This window comes from Winogradskya consettensis, from assembly GCF_018332715.1.
GTDB lineage: Bacteria > Actinomycetota > Actinomycetes > Mycobacteriales > Micromonosporaceae > Actinoplanes > Actinoplanes consettensis.
On record NZ_BOQP01000008.1, the window covers coordinates 94755 to 110346 of the forward strand.

The following is a 15592-nucleotide window of genomic DNA, read 5'->3' on the forward strand; positions in this document are numbered from 1 at the left end:
GCCTCCTCTCGCCGGGGGACGTCACTGATACCTGGGAGCGCTCCCATCGATGATTGTGACTGTCGACCGGCGTTCTGAGAAGGGGGTCAGGCGGTGCAGCTCAGGGTCGGCACGGTCGAGGTGCCCGAACCGGTGAACCCGAAACTGGTGCTCGCCCCGGCTGCCACCGATCCGTTGTAGCTCGCGTTGACCGCCGTGGCCGTCGTGCCGCTGGTGGTGACCGTGGCGTTCCAGGCCTGCTGGATGACCGGTGCGGCGGGGAACGTCATGGCCACGCTCCAGCGCTGGATCGCCGCCGTTCCCGCCCGTACCGTGACCGTGCCCTGATACCCGCCGGACCACTGGCTGTCAACGGCATACGTCGCGGAGCACGCCCCCGAAGCCGGCGGCGTCGTGGTAGGCGGTGTGGTGGTAGGCGGCGTCGTAGTGGGCGGAGTAGTCGTAGGCGGAGTGGTGGTCGGTGGTGTAGTGGTAGGCGGCGTGGTGCTGGTGCCGCCGAACGTGATGTCGCTGCAGAAGTAGTAGGACTGGTCGAGGTGGCTGGCCTGCCAGATGGTGTAGACCATGGCGCGCCCGGTGCGGCCCGTCGCGGTCACCGGCAGGTCGATCTGGACGCCCCCGGTGGCGGGGGTCCACTGTGCCGCCGGGGTGTTGCCGATCTGGCTGACCAGGTCGAGGTCCGACCACTTCAGCGGCTGGGTGACCGGGTCGTAGCTGGGCTTCGTGACGTACACCCGGATGTAGTCGGCGCCATGGCTGGCCTGGTCGAAGAGGCGTACCGAGAAATTGGTCCCGACCGAGGTGGTCTTCCAGTTGCCGACCGTGTCGAGGGCGTTGTAGCGCCCGCTCTGGGTGTGCCCGGCGCTGCAGAGCTGGCCGTCGGGGATCGCGGCCTGGTGGTTGCCGGCGACCCCTTCGCGGAAGAGGCCGTTCCAGTTCCACATGGCGTTCGGGTCGGCCTGCCAGGCCTGCCAGCACATCGGATCCTCGGTGGCCATGACGGGATCCTGGAAGCGGGTGCCCCAGCGTTCGAAGCAGCCGTAGTTGCGGGACGCGGGCCCGATGACGTTGCCGTGTGCGGAGGCCGGGCCCGATGGCAGGGCGACGACCGCGAGGGCGGCGATGACCGCGCCGATCAGGGCGCTGACGAGCAGCCGCCTGCGGGGAGGGGAAAGCGCGATGGAGGACATGAGGACTCACACTTCGTCGTGAGGACGGGAGGTGTGGCGAAAGCTGCCCAGGGCCTTCGCCGGCCGCGTGGCTGAGTCGGCTCTCGTAGCCTCCTCTTAACATTTAGACACGTCAATGTCTGATTGAGACGATCATGACCCTCTTTGCGCGGATCGGCTAGTAAGGGGGCATGCGGAAAACATTGGTGTCGGCCGCCCTTGCCGTGGCCCTGGTGATCGGCGCGTATGAACCAGCTCGGGCTGCGCCACCGCCCGCACCCGCCGGCAGCACGTTGCCGGCGGGCTGGTCCGTCGAGGACGGACAGCTGACGTGGCGCTCGGCGCAGCGGGTGCCGATGGGCGACGCCGCGGTCGAGTTCTGGTCCGGCGACCGGCTCCTCGGCCGGCCCCGGGCCCAGAGCGACCAGAGGACCTTCAAGCTGGCCCCGGGCGAGGCGGGTGCGCTCACCGATCTGGCGGTCCGCTCCGGCGGCAGGCGCCTCGACGCGGCCGCACCGAAGGCGCAGCGCCAGTCGAAAACGCAGATCACGACCCCTGCCGCGCAGCCGGCCAACGCGGTCGACCCCGGCCGCCAAGGACCATATTCCACCGTACGAGGTGAGTACGCCCTCGCCGGCGTCAAGCTCCCCGACTACGAGCAGAACGTGGAGATGCAGGCCGTCGTCGTGGCGCCGAAGGGTGCCCCGGGCAAGCGGCCGCTCGCGCTGTTCCTGCACGGGCGGCACTCGATCTGTTACGGCGGTGGCGACGACGACCTGGGGGAGTGGCCGTGCACTGCCCCGAGCAAGCCGATCCCCAGCTACCGCGGCTATCTGCAGGCGCAGGAGCTGCTCGCGTCGCAGGGCTACGTGACCGTGTCCATCTCGGCCAACGGCATCAACGGCCAGGACTGGGTGTCCGACGACGGCGGTGCCCAGGCCCGCTCGTCCCTCGTGCGCCTGCACCTGGCGAAATGGGCTGACTGGGCCGCGGGCGGGCGCGGGAACGCCCCGGCGATCGTGAGGTCCGCGCCGGTCGCCGACCTGTCCCGGGTGTTCCTGATGGGCCACTCCCGTGGCGGGGACGGCGTCAGCCGCGCCGCGATGGACACGCTCACCCCGCCGCCGGCCGCGCAGGACGGCTATCACGGCAAGGTGCGCTGGACGATCCGCGGCCTGCTGCTCATCGGCCCGACCATCTTCGGCCACGACCCGGTGCCGGACGTGCCCTCCGCGACGATCCTGCCCGGCTGCGACGGCGACGTCTCCGACCTGCAGGGCCAGCAGTTCATCGACGAGACCCGCGGCGTGAGCAGGGGCCGGGCACTGCACAGCTCGCTGTACGTCGTGGGCGCCAACCACAACTTCTTCAACACCGAGTGGACCCCGGGACAGGCGGTCGCGCCGGCGTCGGACGACTTCTGGAGCGACGACCAGCCCGACGCGGTCTGCTCGCCCGGGACGCCGACCCGGCTGACCGCGCAGCAGGAACAGACCGTCGGCGCGACCTACATCGCCGCTGCCGCGCGGCTGTTCGTCGCGGGTGACGACCGGGTGCGGCCGTTGCTCGACGGCAGTGGTGCCCGGGCGGCGTCGGCCGGTCCGGCGAGCGTGTACAGCCACGCGCTGGGCGGTGTGCGTACCCCTGTGATCGTGCCGGATCCGTCGGTGAGCGTGACCGGTGCCGGGAAGCTCTGTGAGCAGGTGGCCGCCGAAGCCTCGAAGGCCTGCCTCGACCCGGACGACTGGACGCAGCGGTCGGCGCACTTCACCTCGTTCAACGGCATCACCCCCGAGCCGGGGCGGTGGGCGGTCGGGCTGAGCGGGACAGGGCCGGTGACACTCACGCCGGCACGGCCGGTCGCGACGGGCGGGGCGCGGGAGCTCACGCTGCGACTCATGGTCCCGCCCAACACCACAGGCAATAAGTACGCCGTGAGCGCGATCGACTCCCGCGGTAAGCGCACGGTGCTCGGGGAGGTGCGCGTCGACGGGCTGCCGGGTACGGAGTTCACGACGTCGTACTGGGCGCGCGAGGTGCGCGTACCCCTCAAGGGTGTGAGCGCAAGGATCGCCAAGCTGGAGCTGACCCCCGGGGAAGGCGCGAGCAGGGCCTGGCTGATCGACGCGTGGGCGTGGAACCCGGGCACACCCGCCCCGCTCGCGACGTCGCTGCCGCGGATCGATCTCGGCGCCCTGCAGGTCGACGAGGGTGACTCCGGCACGAAGACGTACCAGGTGCCGGTGACGATCACCGGGCGCGGTGCCGGCCGGGTGCGGTTGTTCCTGGTCGACAGTGCCACGTACGAGAGCACGTCCTGGACGGCCGACATCCGGCCCGGTCAGCGCACGATCCGGGTGCCCGTCGACGTTGCCGGCGACACCCTCTACGGCGAGGGCGAAGGCGAATATCTGCTGGCCAAGGCCGAGCGGGGCGTCGTGATCGGCGACTGGGTCGGCAGTATCGACATCCGTAACGACGATCCGATGCCGGCGATCACCGTCAGCCCGGCCGCCGCCCGGGTCGCCGAGGGAGGCACCCTCACCTGGCAGGTCACGCTCTCCGCGCCGACCGAGACGGGGTTCTACTTCGTCGGTGACCCTGAACCCCCGGCCGGCGGGAACGAACTGTCCAGCACGGACGTCGACCCGCAGTGGTTCCTGGACAACACCGGCGAGGACCCCGAACCGTCCCGGCCGCTGTCCGGGACGTGGGTCACGCCGTACGTGTACCTCGAGCCCGGTCAGACCGCCGGTGACCTGTCCATCCCGACCGTCACCGACGATCTCGACGAACCGGAGGAGACCGTGGAGCTGCACTTCGACGACTCACCGGGCATCCCGCCGGTCACGGGGACTGTTTTCTAGTCGGTGTCGTTGGTGAGCTGTTCGTAGGCGGCGGGGTCGAGGTCCGTGGCACCTTCGGGGGCTGTCTGGGCCGCGGTCCCGCCGTACTGCGAGATCGTGATGACGATGGGCTTGCCGGCCGGCTCGGTGGGCGCGTCGGAAGGGAACGTCTCCGGGGCCTGGGAGGCCGCGTCCTTCAACTGGCCCGGTAGCTGCAGCGTCAGCTCGGCGAGGCGGCCCTGCGCGTCGAGGGTCGCGGTGAACGGCATGGCGTTGGCGCGGGGGCCGTACGCGTAATAGGGGTCGTTGGTCAGCAGGTTGAGCTGCGGGTCGACCTTCGTGGCGTCCAGGGTGCCGGTGATCTCGTCGCCCTCGCGGGTCGCCGTGACGACGGCGGCGACCAGATCGGACGCGCCGGTGACGTCGGGTTTCGCCGCCGTGGGGGTCGGTGGCAGGTTCTCCATCCCGCTCAGGTCCTCGGCGTCGGCCGCCGCGACGAGCCGCTTGTAGTCGGCCTTCACCCAGTGCTCGCCGTCCAGGATCGTGAGTATCTCCTTCGACTTCGCCAGCGCGGCGGCCTGCTTCTTGTCGGCCTTGTCGGAGTACTGCTCGAACAGCTTCGCGTACTGCTCCTGAGCCTCGCCGTAGATCCTGTACCTCAGGTAGACGGCGTCCCCGACCCGCAGGATCGACGGGCGGCCCTCCTGGCGGATCACCGAGCTGCCCGGCACGTCCACGGCCCCCTCCACGAGGCCGCCGTCGGTGCGGCTGAACGTGTAGTTCCCGGCCTGGAGCCCGTCCAGCGACTGCGACAGGGCTGCTTTGCCGTCCGTACCCTTCTCCCCTGCCGGGGTCGTCCCGGCCTCCGCGCATCCGGCGAGTGTCACCCCGGCTGCGAGCACAACAGCGAGCTTCTTCATGGACATGACGGCACCGTACCGTCCTGACGCAAGTGCCGATCAACGTCATGGAGCAGCCAGTACGCGTGTCTGGTGTCGTTCCGGGCCTGTAACTCTCGGTAAGCCCGCTTGTCTCCGTGCCGGGCGAGCCCGGCCAGCGCCTCCAGGCGTACCTCGGGATCGGGGTCGTCCCGGCGGGCGGACAGCGCCCCGGCCGTCACCGGGCTGTCCGGGGCATGATCGCGCAGGACGATCACGGCCATCCTGCGCACCGAGGCGTCGTCGTCCGCGGCCAGCTCGGCCAGCAGGCTCTCCCGCCCGGATCCTGCCAGGCCGAGTGCCACGGCCCGCCGCACGCCGGGATGAGCATGCCGGGCGAACGTCACCAGCTCCGGCAACTCCTCGCCCGGCGCGCGGTATTCGTCGAACGCGCCGATCAGCTCGCTGAGCACCGCACCGTCCTGTTCGGCGGCCAGGCGTTCCCGTAGCGGCGCAAGGGCCCGATCGAAGCCGGGCTGTTCGCCGTCCACGTCCTGCATGCCGATCGTCCGCACCACCTCGGCGCCGAACAACCGCGCCTCCCGGTCCGCGTGGGTCAGCAGCATGGCGGCCCAGTCGAACGTCGCCTCGCGGTCCGGCAGGCTGTGGACCCCGTGCCACGACTCGGTCCAGGTCGCCGAGCCGGGATCCGGATCGGTCAGGGCCCGGGCGAGCAGTTCGTCGCGGGACAGCGGGATGAGCAGCCGCCGCTCCAGCAACGTCACGATGCCGAGATGGGTACACAGCGCCTCGGCCCACGTTCCATCCGCGGCCGTGACCCGCACCCGCTCGGCGTGCGTGAATTCCGAGGCGGGCGCGGTGTCCCGGCGCACCGTGGCGCTCTCGCTCTCATCGCCGAGCCTGCGGCGTAGCTCAGTCTCCAGATCCAGGCCGGCCCAGCCGCGCGCGACCCGTAGCGCGGTGTGGATCGGGTGGCGCGGATCGATCAGTGGCAGGTGATCGTTCCTGCGCCCCACAAGGCGTTCCACGACTTCGATCGCGCCGTAATCGGCTGCCCAGAACAAGAATTCGACATCGGTGCCGTCCCAGCCTTGCCAATCGTCGCCGAGCACCTCGCGTACGGTCCCGCAGTGGGGGTCCTCTGTTTCGGGGTGGTGCACCAGGCGGTCACTCATCGCCGGGCAGGATGCGCGCCAGCCATTGCAGGCGGGCCTGGCGGGCATCGCGGGAGAGGGCGATGTCGGGGGCCATCGAATCGAAGGCGTGCACACCGCCCGGCCAGACATGCAGCTCGGCGGCGCCACCGGCCTGCCAGATCCGGGACGCGTAGGCCACGCCCTCGTCACGCAGGGTCTCGGCCGACCCCACGTCCACAAACGCGGGCGGCAGCCCGGAAAGGTCGGTTGCCCGGGCCGGTGCGGCATACGGGGACACGTCCGCGTCCCCCAGCAGCGCGTCCCATCCCGTCCGGTTGGAGACCCGGTCCCACATGTCGATGTCGGCCATCTGTATCGCGGACGGCGAGTCGTTGCGGTCGTCGAGCATCGGGCACAGCAGCAGCTGCCCGGCCAGCGCCGGCCCGTTGCGGTCCCGGGCGAGCAACGCCACCGCGGCGGCGAGACCACCACCGGCGGAAATCCCGGCGACCACGAGAGCCGCCGGGTCGAAACCGAGCTCCCCGGCGTGCTCCGCGATCCACTGCAGACCGAGATAGCAGTCCTCGACCGGTGCCGGATGAGGGTGCTCCGGCGCGAGCCGATAGTCCACCGAGACCGCGACCAGCCCGAACGCCTCAGCCCAGTCAAGGAGCCGCCCTACACCCCGCCGGTTGTCGCCGAACATCATCCCGCCGCCGTGGATGTAATAGATGCAGCCGCGCGCCTTCGTGACCGGCCGGGCGATCAGCAGCGGAACGCCGGCCCGCGTGTGCTCCTCGACCGTGAACCTGCCGCCGCGCTCCAGGTCGACCTCCGGGGACGGCGGGGCGGTCGCCCTCACCTCGGCGATCATTTCGGGCGTGAGGCGCGCAGGCCCGGCATTCTCGGCGGTGAGCACCTTCGCCAGCTCGGCATCGAGTGGCGGCGCGTCATAACGTTGATCGGCGTCCATGCCGTCATCAGATCACGGCCGCCGGCACACTGTGGGGGTGCCTACTGTGTGGATCTTTCACGGCGACGCCGCCCGCTTCGCCTCCGGCGTTTTCGCGTCGCGTGAGGAGGGGCTCGCCTGGGTGGCGAAGCACGGGCTGACCGGTGTGCTCAGCGAATACCCGCTCGGCGAGGGTTGTTACGACGCCGCGGTCGCGCAGGGTCGTTTTCAGCCGAGCAGGCCCCACCACGGCACGCCATCTCACGTCGCAGGGTTCTCCCCGGGCCTGGACCACGTCCATATCGCCGGCTGACCGGTCAGCTCCGGCGGTGGTCGCGGACAGCCAGGACGTTGTCGACCAGCGTGGCGGGGTCGGCGAACCGCTGCCACGCTCCCGCCGGCAGCATGGCGCGGACATACATCGGGGCGAGGATCAGCTCGAACACGTCCAGCGGGGTGAGCTCCGCGGTCCCGCTCGCGTCCAGCATCGCCTGGAACTGGTCGAGGCGGGGCACCATCAGCTCCAGCGAGCCCTCCACCGACTCGTGGGCTGCGGCGACGATGGCCCGGAAGAAGTCGAGGCCGCCCGGGCGGGTCAATTCCTGGGAGAGCCTGCTCGCGTACGCCGTGAGATCCGCCCGTAGGTCCCCCGTCGCCGGCACCGGGGCGCGGGCTGCCAGATCGTTGACCGCGACGTCGAGCAGCAGCGCGTTCGGCGAGCGCCACCGGCGGTAGATCGTCGCCTGGTGCACGCCGGAACGGGTGGCGATGTCGGCGATCGTGATCCCGCCGCCGGGCAATTCCACCATCAACTCCCGCACAGCGGCGTGAACGGACTCCCGCGTGCGTGCCGTGCGCCCGCCGGGGCGAGCCGTCCCTGTCTGCTGTGCCACACCATCAGCCTACCGACGCCTAACGCGAGTACGCTCGCATTTAGCAAACAACCTCGGAGGTGCTCCATGGCACGTGTCCTCATCGTCGGCGCCGGCATCGGCGGCGACTCGCTCGCGCTCCTGCTCGGGCGGGCCGGGTGGGACGTGACGGTCGCGGAGATCGCCCCCTCGCTGCGCACCGGTGGTCAGACCGTCGATCTGCGCGGCGACTCCCGCGACGTGCTCGAGCGCATGGGCCTGCTCGAAACCTGCCTCGAGCGCCTCGTGCCCCAACGCGGCGCTGCCTGGATCGACGCGGCCGGTCACCCGCAGGCCGAGATGCCGGTCTCCGCGTTCGACGGCCAGGGCCTCGTCTCCTCGCACGAACTGCTCCGCAGCGACCTGTCCCGCATCCTGAACGACGCCGCCGCCCGCCACGCCACCTACCGCTTCGCCGACACTGTGACCGCCCTGACCGGCACCCGTGCCACCTTCCGCAGCGACGGCGCCACCGAAGACTTCGACCTGGTCGTCGGCGCCGACGGTGCCCACTCCCGGGTGCGCACGCTCGCCTTCGGCCCCGAGGCGGACTACCGCAAGCCGCTCGGCCTCGCACACGCCTGGTTCACCCTCGTCGAGCAGCCCACCACCCCCGCCCTCGACGGCTGGTTCCTCATCCACCACGCCCCCGGCTCCCGCGTCGTGGAGGCCCGCCCCGGCCACCCCGGCGAGCAGGAAATCGGCTTCACCTTCCCGGCCGCCAACCTCCCACCCCGCAGCGACCGCCAGGCCCAGCTCACCCTCCTCGACACCGTCTTCACCGACGTCGGCTGGCGCACCCGCGAGCTCCTCACCGCCGCCCGCACCGCCCCCGACTTCGCCTTCGACACCTACGACCAGATCCTCATGCCCCACTGGACCCACGGCAACGTGGCCCTTCTCGGCGACAGCGCCTGGTGCGCCAGCCCCCTCAGCGGCCTCGGCACGGCCCTGGCCCTCCAAGGCGCCGAGTCTCTCGCCGCTGCCCTGCTCACCCACGCGGACCCAGCCGCGGCCTTCGCCGAGTACGAATCCCAGATGCGCCCCCGAGTCACCACCGCCCAGAAAATGTTCCCCGGCCGCGTCAAAGCCGCCGCACCCCGCACACCCCTGGGCATCCGCACCAACGCCCTGGTCATGCGCCTGGTCCAGACCCCACCCGTGGCCGCCGCCCTCACCCACCTGATGCGCCCCGAAATCCCCACCCCCACCCCACAACCCTCCTGACACAGGCCTTCTGACACAGGCCACCTTGGCCTGCGTGGGGCTTGGCCTGCGTGGGGCTTGGCCTGCGTGGGGGCTCGCCCTGCGTCGGGCTGGGCCTCTGTCCGGCTCGGTCTGCGTCGGGCTGGGCCTGCGTAGGATCCGGTCTGCGTCGGGCTGGGCCTGTGTTCGGCTCGGGCTGCGTCCGGCTCGGGCTGCGTCCGGCTCGGGCTGCATTCGGCTCGGGCTGGGTCTGCGTCGGGCTCGGCCTGCGTCCGGCTGTGACCTCGTCAGGGGCGAACTCACCAGGGGTGGGTCGACGGCCGCAACGAGAGCCGGCGGCTCAAGGAGCTGAGTGCCGACCAGCCTCCGGGCCGACCAGCCTCCCGGCCGACCAGCCTCCCGGCCGACCAGCCTCCCGGCCCACCGGCCGCCCGGCCGAAGGTGACCGCTGCACAGGCCGCCGGAGTCCTTCCGCACGGCGATGCGCTCAGCCTTGAGGCGATTGAGTGGTCGAACGATGGTCTGTGGCTGTCGGTCGGCGGCCCCGGATGGCGATCTGCCGGTTCTGCGGCACGACGTCGGTGCGCGGGCGGTGCTCACGCGAGGTGACGGACGTTCCGATCGCGGGCGTGCTCACGGCGATCGGCCTGGCGTTCGCCTGCGGGGCAGGTGCGCGGCTGGGGACGGCCACGAGCCGTGGCAGGCTGGTGCGGGCGCTGTGAGACCCGTCTGAGCGTTCGGTAACGGTCCTGGATGTCGACGACTTCACGATCAAGAACGGCCGGACTACGGCACTGTCCTGATCGATCGCGAGGATGGCCGAGAGATCGACCTGCTGCCCGGACGACGTGCCGTTAGCGGGCTGGCGCGACGCGTACTCGAAACCGATGGAATGTGGTGTCAGCAGAGAGGGCGCGGCCCTGGCTTCTTCTATATCCCGGTGGTCTCGCCTGAGACAGCCGGCGCAGGCGCTGCATGCTGCCGGGCCGGCCAGGTAATCAGCAGGGGTGTTCTCGTCCGGGCGCTGGTGGTGCGTGGGGTGGAGTGCGGGACGATGGCGGTATGAAGCTGAACATGATCGGGATGGTGCTGGCTGCTGCGGAGCCTGCGAAGGCTGCTGGGTGGTTTGCCGAGCATTTCGGGTTCACGGTGGATGTGGACCTTGGGTGGTACGTGAATACGCAGCACACCGGGGATCTGAAGCTGAGCCTGGATTTTGTGCAGCGGGACCATGAGTCGTGGCCGGTGGTGACGCGGGGGCGGAGCGTGGCCGGGACGCTGATCGCGTTTGTGGTCGACGATGTGGACGCTGAGCATGAGCGGCTCGGGCGGGCGGGGCTCGAGGTGGTGCTGCCGTTGGTGACCGAGCCGTGGGGGCAGCGGCGGTTCCAGGTGGCCGGGCCCGACGGTGTGTTCGTCGAAGTGCTGCAGCGGGTGGAGCCGGACCCGGACTGGCTCGCCGCCAACGGGTTCTGAGCGCGAAGGCAGTCGGCGCCACCCCGTCGAGCAGGGTGGCGCCGGAGGGCTACTTCGGGGCGTGGGCGGCCAGGAAGGCCTGGGCGATGGCGGAGGCCATGTCGGCCGGGTCCGTTGCCGAGATGGCCTTGCCGCCGGTGGCCTCGGCCATGGTGGTCAGGGCGTTCATGTCGGCGTCGCCGCCGTAGCCGACTGCGATTATCGGGACCGGCTTGGTCGGGTCCTGGTCCTGTTTGAGTTCGCCCAGGAATTCCTGCTGGGTCATCTCGAAGGACGATTCCTCGTCGCGGCCGTCGGTCAGAACGATGACCAGGTTGACCGCGCCTGCCTTCTCCTGGGAGCGCATGGCGGCCACGCCGTCGAGGACGGTCCGGTAGAGCGGGGTTCCCGCGTCGTTCTCCGCCTTGTAGCGGGCGATCGCCGCGCCCATCGCCTGGCGGCGGGTGACGCCGCCGATCTCCTCGGCGAGGGGGCCCAGGGGGACGGCCTCGGTGTGGGCGGGGCTTTCCGGGGTGGGGGCGGAGAAGAACCACATGCCGATGCTGGTGTCCTCGCCGAACAGCGCGTTGGCGTTGGCGCCGGACTCGCGCAGCAGGGCCGCGCGGGTGGTGGTGCGGCCGGACTTGTCGGTGACCTTCTGGTTCATCGAGCCGGAGCCGTCGATCAGCAGCAGCACCTGGAACGGCAGCGTGCGGTACTGCGACCAGTTCAGCGCCGGGCCCTGCAGGTCCTGGGGCTCCTCCGGCAGCTTCAGCGCCCGGGGCGTCTTCTCGGTGCGAAAGCCCGCGGCCTTGACGGCGGCCGGCTTGATCGCGGTGTGCAACTGGTCGGCCAGCTGCTTGTGGGTGCTCGAGCGGGCCACCGCGAACGGGTAGTCGGCCTCGACGATCGCGTCCGCCGGGACCACCCCGGTGAGTTCAACCCCATGATCAGCCTTCGCGTACGCCCGGAGCTGCTGCTCGGTCGTCGGGAAGAACCCGATCTCGGCGGCGGCCTCCGCGTCGTCCTTCATGTCCGCGGTGCGGGTCAGCAGCACAGCCGGGTCCGCGTTGGGATCCTTGAGCCGGCTGCGCAGGGTCAGGGCGCGGAGCTGCGCGATGCCGCTGTCGGGCGTGGTGCGTTCCATGGCGGCGTGCACCGCGAAGACGGAGAGCATGCCGACGGTGTTGTGGGTCGGGTCGGGCATGGACGACGCCGGGATGCGTTTCTTGGCGACGCCGTCGACCAGGGCGGCCCAGGAGCCGTGGCCGTCCTTGACGATCATCGGGGCGATGGCCTTCGGTGCCGCGAGGACGACCGGGGAGCGGGCCACGGTCTCGCCGCGGGCGTCGTACGTGGTGCCACCGGTCTCGGCGATCTTCAGCCAGGCGCTGCTCGACGGGATCCAGACGTCGGGACGCCGGGCGGCCTGCGCGACGGCGGACGGGTCCTCGGCGGTGACGTGGATGGGACCGCACTCGGACTCGTCGGGGCCGGCGAGACTGCGCGCGGCCTCCTCGATCACGGGGGCGATCTCGGGCGCCGCCGAGACTTCCAGCGTCGTGTCCGGGCAGACCGTGCGCTGGGTGTCGGTGGTGGTGCGTCCGCGCTGCAGCAGGGTCATCCCACCACCGGCGGCGACCAGCACCACGATGGTCGCCGGCACGATCAGCCACCGGCCGCGTGGGCGCTCGGCGGTCTGCGCGGCCTCCAGGGCGAGCCGGTCGGCGGCGGTCACGAACCCGTCGAAGGACGTCGTGCGCTCCACGGGCGCGGGTGCTTTCTTCTTCCTGCGCCGGGCGACGAGCACGAGGCCCACGACGAGCAGTGCGGCAGTCAGCCCTGCAGCGATCCATAGCAACGCTGTGCCTATGGTTGCACTACTGGCTGCCAGCACTACGGCAGTGTCGGCCATGCGTATCGATCCTCCCCAATTGACCAGGGCGTTCCCTGCGGCGTTGTCGAACAGTAGCCGAGAGAACGTGAATCGCGTGGATCATCGATTCGTCGGGTGGCCGACACTGTGGCGCAGGCAACTTCTCTGTATCAGGTGACCCCGTCATGACCAGGCGAGAGGGGCGTCACTGCCGTTCGGGAAGGGGCTGCCCGCCGGTGTCGCGCAGCGTGGTCACGAGTCCACTCGGCGCGAAGCGATCGCGGGCCACGGGCAGGCGCAGCGCGCCGGGCGAGAGCAGAGCGGTCGTCGCTGATCCCGGCGTGACGGCCGGGGTGAAGTGACGGATCATGCGCGAGGGGCGGACGGCGCGGGCGCGTGAAGCACCCGGCTATCGACGTTTTGCGGCGCAGGTGATGCAGGTGCGGGCGCCGGGGCGGGCCTCGAGGCGGTCCGGGTGGATCGGGCGGCCGCAGGTCTCGCAGGTGCCGTAGGTGCCCGCCTCGTGGCGGGCGAGGGCGTCGCGCAGGTCGGCGATCCGGTGGTGGGCCGCGGCGAGGGTAGCGGTCAGCTGGGCTCGTTCGAAGCCGACCGTGGCGCCCTCGGGGTCGTGCTCGTCGTCGGCGTTGGAGTCGCGGGACGCCTCGAACAGGGCCCGCAGGTCGTCCTCCAGCGATGCGGCCTCGGAAACGGCGCGGGTGAGGAGACGCTCGAGATTCTCGCGCATCCCCTCACCCTAGGCCGAACGCTCAGCGGGAGGGCCTGTCAGAGCGACAGGGTCCAGCTGTTGATGTAGCCGGTGTCGATCGAGGCGGCGTCCTGGACGCGGAGCTTCCAGATGCCGTCCGGGTTCTCGCCGGAGACGTTGACGCTGTAGGTCTGGTCGATGTTGTCGGTGCTGCCACCGGTGCGGCTCTGCAGGGTGTAGGCGCTGCCGTCCGGGGCGACCAGGCTGACGACCAGGTCACCGATGTACGTGTGGACGATGTGCACCTCGACCTTGCTGCTCGAGGACGGCGTGATGGTGCAGCCGGCCAGTGAGATGTCGCTGGTGACGGTGGTGTTGTCGGGGATCGCGACGTCGTCGGCGTTCGTGCCGGAGCAGCCCGCGGGGCTGTTGATCCCGAGCGTGAACGACGTCGAGTGGCTCACCGAGGGCGACGTGCCGGTGAACGTGATCGGGTAGGTGCCCGTACCGAGCGACTCCGGCGTGACGATGGTGACCGTGGACGACTCGCCGGCGGTGACCGAGGCGGGGTCGAAGGTGACCGTGACGTCGGCCGGGACACCGGAGGCGGTGAGGTCGATCGTCTCCGCGGTGCCGTTGGTGCTGGTCGTGGCGAGGGTCGTGGTGACCGTCTCGCCGCGGTCGGTGGCGACGGAGGCCGGGGAGGCGGCGACGGAGAAGTCGTTGCCGACGGGGCAGTAGTCGCTGCCGGCGACGTTGACCGCGGTCCACGCGGCCTGGACGGCCTTGTACTCGGTGCCGCACTCGCCGTACAGGTCGGCGGCGGCCGCGAGGCTGTACGCGCGGGCGGTGTTCGACGGCGTGGTGGTGTTGACGTACTTGGTGTTCGACACGAAGTAGGTGTCGAGCGCGCGGAACCAGATCTTCTCGGCCTTGTCGCGGCCGATGCCGGTCACCGGCTCGGCGGCGCCACACACGGGGGAGGTGCCGTACGCGGTCTGCCCGGTGCCCTCGGCGAGGTCGAAGAAGAAGTGGTTGGCCACACCGGACGAGTAGTGCACGTCGACGCTGTTGGTGCTGGTCGACCAGCAGCCGTGCGACGAGCCGTCGAGCGTGGGGTTGTACATGTAGCGCAGCGGCGAGCCGTCGCCGTTGATGTCGATCTTCTCGCCGATGTCGTAGTCACCGGGGTCGGCGGTGGTGTCGGCGTAGAACTCGACCATGCTGCCGAAGATGTCGCTGGTGGCCTCGTTCAGGCCGCCGGACTCGCCGGAGTAGGTGAGGCCGCCGGGCACCACGTTCTCGGTGACGCCGTGCGACATCTCGTGACCGGCGACGTCGAGGGCGACCAGCGGGTTCGCGTTGCCCGTGCCGTCGCCGTAGGTCATCTGGGCGCCGTCCCAGAACGCGTTGACGTAAGCGTTGCCGTAGTGCACCCGCGACGGCACACCCGCGCCGGTGCCGAAGATGCCGTTGCGGCCGTGGACGTTGAGGAAGTAGTCGAACGTCTTCGCGGCACCAAAGTGCGCGTCGATCGCCGCGGACTGCCGGCTCGCGTTGGTGCCGGTGCCCCAGACGTTGTCGGCGTCGGTGAACGTCGTGCAGGTCGAGCTGCCGTTGTTCATGTCGCACGTACGCCCGTTGCCGTGCGACGGGTCGATCAGGCTGTACGTCGAGCCGGACAGCGTGGTGTCCACGCCGACCGTGCCGGAGTAGATGCTGCTGCCCTCACCGGCGATGGTCTCGATCTCGTCGTACGAGCCGATCGCCGCCCCGGTCAGCGCGTCCGTGATCACGTGGAGCTTCGACGGCGTTTGCCCGTCCTTCGCCCATCCGGTCACGACGGTTTCCCAGGCGAGGCGCCCCGAGCCACTGTTCGCGTCGACGAACAGTTCCGGCGTACCCGTCGCAGTGATCTTGCCGGAGAACGCACCGGAAGCGAGCGACTTGGCCTTCGCGGCAGTGACCTTCGGGGTGACCTCGAGCGACAGCGGCGCCTTCAGCCCGTTCGAGCTGCCGGTGTACGCACCGTCCTTGCCGACCCGGATGATCAGGTCACCACCGTCCACCCGCAGGCCACGATAGGTGCGCTCGTAGCGCACCACCCCGCTGCCGTTGTCCAGCTTCTTGCTGCTGTACGCGGTGAACCTGTCGAGGGCGGACCCCTTGACGGCCTTGACGTTGTCCTTCAGCGCCGTGTCGGCGGCGGTGAGCAGTGACGGCGTGGACGGCGGAGCGGCGGACACGCTGGTAGCGGAGACCGCGAGACCGCCGCTGACCAGCAAGGTGATGCCGGTCAGCGCAAGAGCCTTTCTCAACCTGATCCTCCCCAATCCCAGGACGCACGTGCATCCATTGGTTTCAATATCATTGCTCCGGGGAAGGGGGGACGGGAAGTAATCAGAAGCTTAATTAACAGGTTTGACATCGATGGAC

At 70.3% G+C, this 15592-nt stretch carries 13 protein-coding genes; 4 read left to right on the forward strand and 9 right to left on the reverse strand.

Translation table 11 applies throughout. From position 1 onward, the window contains the following. Positions 1 to 86: 86 nt before the first annotated feature. Complete coding sequence (locus Aco04nite_RS08985; RefSeq protein WP_212996732.1) at positions 87 to 1190, reverse strand: lytic polysaccharide monooxygenase; 1104 nt, start codon at positions 1188 to 1190, stop codon at positions 87 to 89. 170 nt (positions 1191 to 1360) lie between these two features. Here Aco04nite_RS08985 and Aco04nite_RS08990 point away from each other — a divergent pair, with 170 nt between their 5' ends. Further along, positions 1361 to 4036: an alpha/beta hydrolase gene (locus Aco04nite_RS08990; RefSeq protein WP_212996733.1), complete on the forward strand. Its 2676-nt coding sequence runs from the start codon at positions 1361 to 1363 to the stop codon at positions 4034 to 4036. Here the strand turns inward: Aco04nite_RS08990 and Aco04nite_RS08995 are convergent. Genes Aco04nite_RS08995 through Aco04nite_RS09005 form a run of 3 tightly spaced genes read right to left on the reverse strand, consistent with a single transcriptional unit; the run spans position 4033 to position 7023 of the window. Continuing rightward, positions 4033 to 4941 (reverse strand): hypothetical protein, encoded by a 909-nt coding sequence (locus Aco04nite_RS08995; protein WP_212996734.1) that lies wholly within the window; start codon positions 4939 to 4941, stop codon positions 4033 to 4035. The genes Aco04nite_RS08990 and Aco04nite_RS08995 overlap by 4 nt on opposite strands. Then, positions 4932 to 6089, reverse strand: coding sequence for a HEAT repeat domain-containing protein (locus Aco04nite_RS09000; RefSeq protein ID WP_212996735.1), 1158 nt, complete (start codon positions 6087 to 6089; stop codon positions 4932 to 4934). The genes Aco04nite_RS08995 and Aco04nite_RS09000 overlap by 10 nt, the downstream gene beginning before the upstream one ends. Next, positions 6082 to 7023: an alpha/beta hydrolase gene (locus Aco04nite_RS09005; protein ID WP_212996736.1), complete on the reverse strand. Its 942-nt coding sequence runs from the start codon at positions 7021 to 7023 to the stop codon at positions 6082 to 6084. The genes Aco04nite_RS09000 and Aco04nite_RS09005 overlap by 8 nt, the downstream gene beginning before the upstream one ends. A 37-nt stretch (positions 7024 to 7060) precedes the next feature. On the opposite strand from Aco04nite_RS09005, the gene Aco04nite_RS09010 reads away from it, so the two are divergent. After that, positions 7061 to 7315 carry a DUF7710 domain-containing protein gene (locus tag Aco04nite_RS09010; RefSeq protein ID WP_212996737.1) on the forward strand — a complete coding sequence of 85 codons (255 nt, stop codon included), beginning with the start codon at positions 7061 to 7063 and terminating at the stop codon, positions 7313 to 7315. A gap of 4 nt (positions 7316 to 7319) precedes the next feature. On the opposite strand, the gene Aco04nite_RS09015 is transcribed toward Aco04nite_RS09010, so the two are convergent. Further along, a complete protein-coding gene (locus Aco04nite_RS09015; RefSeq protein WP_212996738.1) occupies positions 7320 to 7895 on the reverse strand; it encodes a TetR/AcrR family transcriptional regulator in 576 nt (191 codons plus the stop codon). A 66-nt stretch (positions 7896 to 7961) separates the two neighbouring features. On the opposite strand from Aco04nite_RS09015, the gene Aco04nite_RS09020 reads away from it, so the two are divergent. Beyond that, positions 7962 to 9140 carry an FAD-dependent monooxygenase gene (locus Aco04nite_RS09020; protein WP_212996739.1) on the forward strand — a complete coding sequence of 393 codons (1179 nt, stop codon included), beginning with the start codon at positions 7962 to 7964 and terminating at the stop codon, positions 9138 to 9140. Between the two features lie 1041 nt (positions 9141 to 10181). Then, positions 10182 to 10595: a VOC family protein gene (locus tag Aco04nite_RS09025; protein WP_212996740.1), complete on the forward strand. Its 414-nt coding sequence runs from the start codon at positions 10182 to 10184 to the stop codon at positions 10593 to 10595. Between the two features lie 49 nt (positions 10596 to 10644). On the opposite strand, the gene Aco04nite_RS09030 is transcribed toward Aco04nite_RS09025, so the two are convergent. The 4 genes from Aco04nite_RS09030 to Aco04nite_RS09045 all read right to left on the reverse strand — a co-directional run bounded on the left by Aco04nite_RS09030 (position 10645) and on the right by Aco04nite_RS09045 (position 15474). Beyond that, positions 10645 to 12489, reverse strand: a complete 1845-nt coding sequence (locus Aco04nite_RS09030; RefSeq protein WP_212996741.1) for a substrate-binding domain-containing protein — start codon at positions 12487 to 12489, stop codon at positions 10645 to 10647. A gap of 166 nt (positions 12490 to 12655) precedes the next feature. Then, the gene (locus Aco04nite_RS09035; RefSeq protein ID WP_212996742.1) at positions 12656 to 12820 is read right to left on the reverse strand and encodes a hypothetical protein; all 165 of its coding nucleotides are present in this window, start codon (positions 12818 to 12820) and stop codon (positions 12656 to 12658) included. A gap of 39 nt (positions 12821 to 12859) precedes the next feature. Beyond that, positions 12860 to 13195, reverse strand: a complete 336-nt coding sequence (locus tag Aco04nite_RS09040) for a TraR/DksA family transcriptional regulator (protein ID WP_212996743.1) — start codon at positions 13193 to 13195, stop codon at positions 12860 to 12862. Between the two features lie 38 nt (positions 13196 to 13233). Then, positions 13234 to 15474: a M4 family metallopeptidase gene (locus Aco04nite_RS09045; protein ID WP_212996744.1), complete on the reverse strand. Its 2241-nt coding sequence runs from the start codon at positions 15472 to 15474 to the stop codon at positions 13234 to 13236. Positions 15475 to 15592 lie beyond the last annotated feature (118 nt).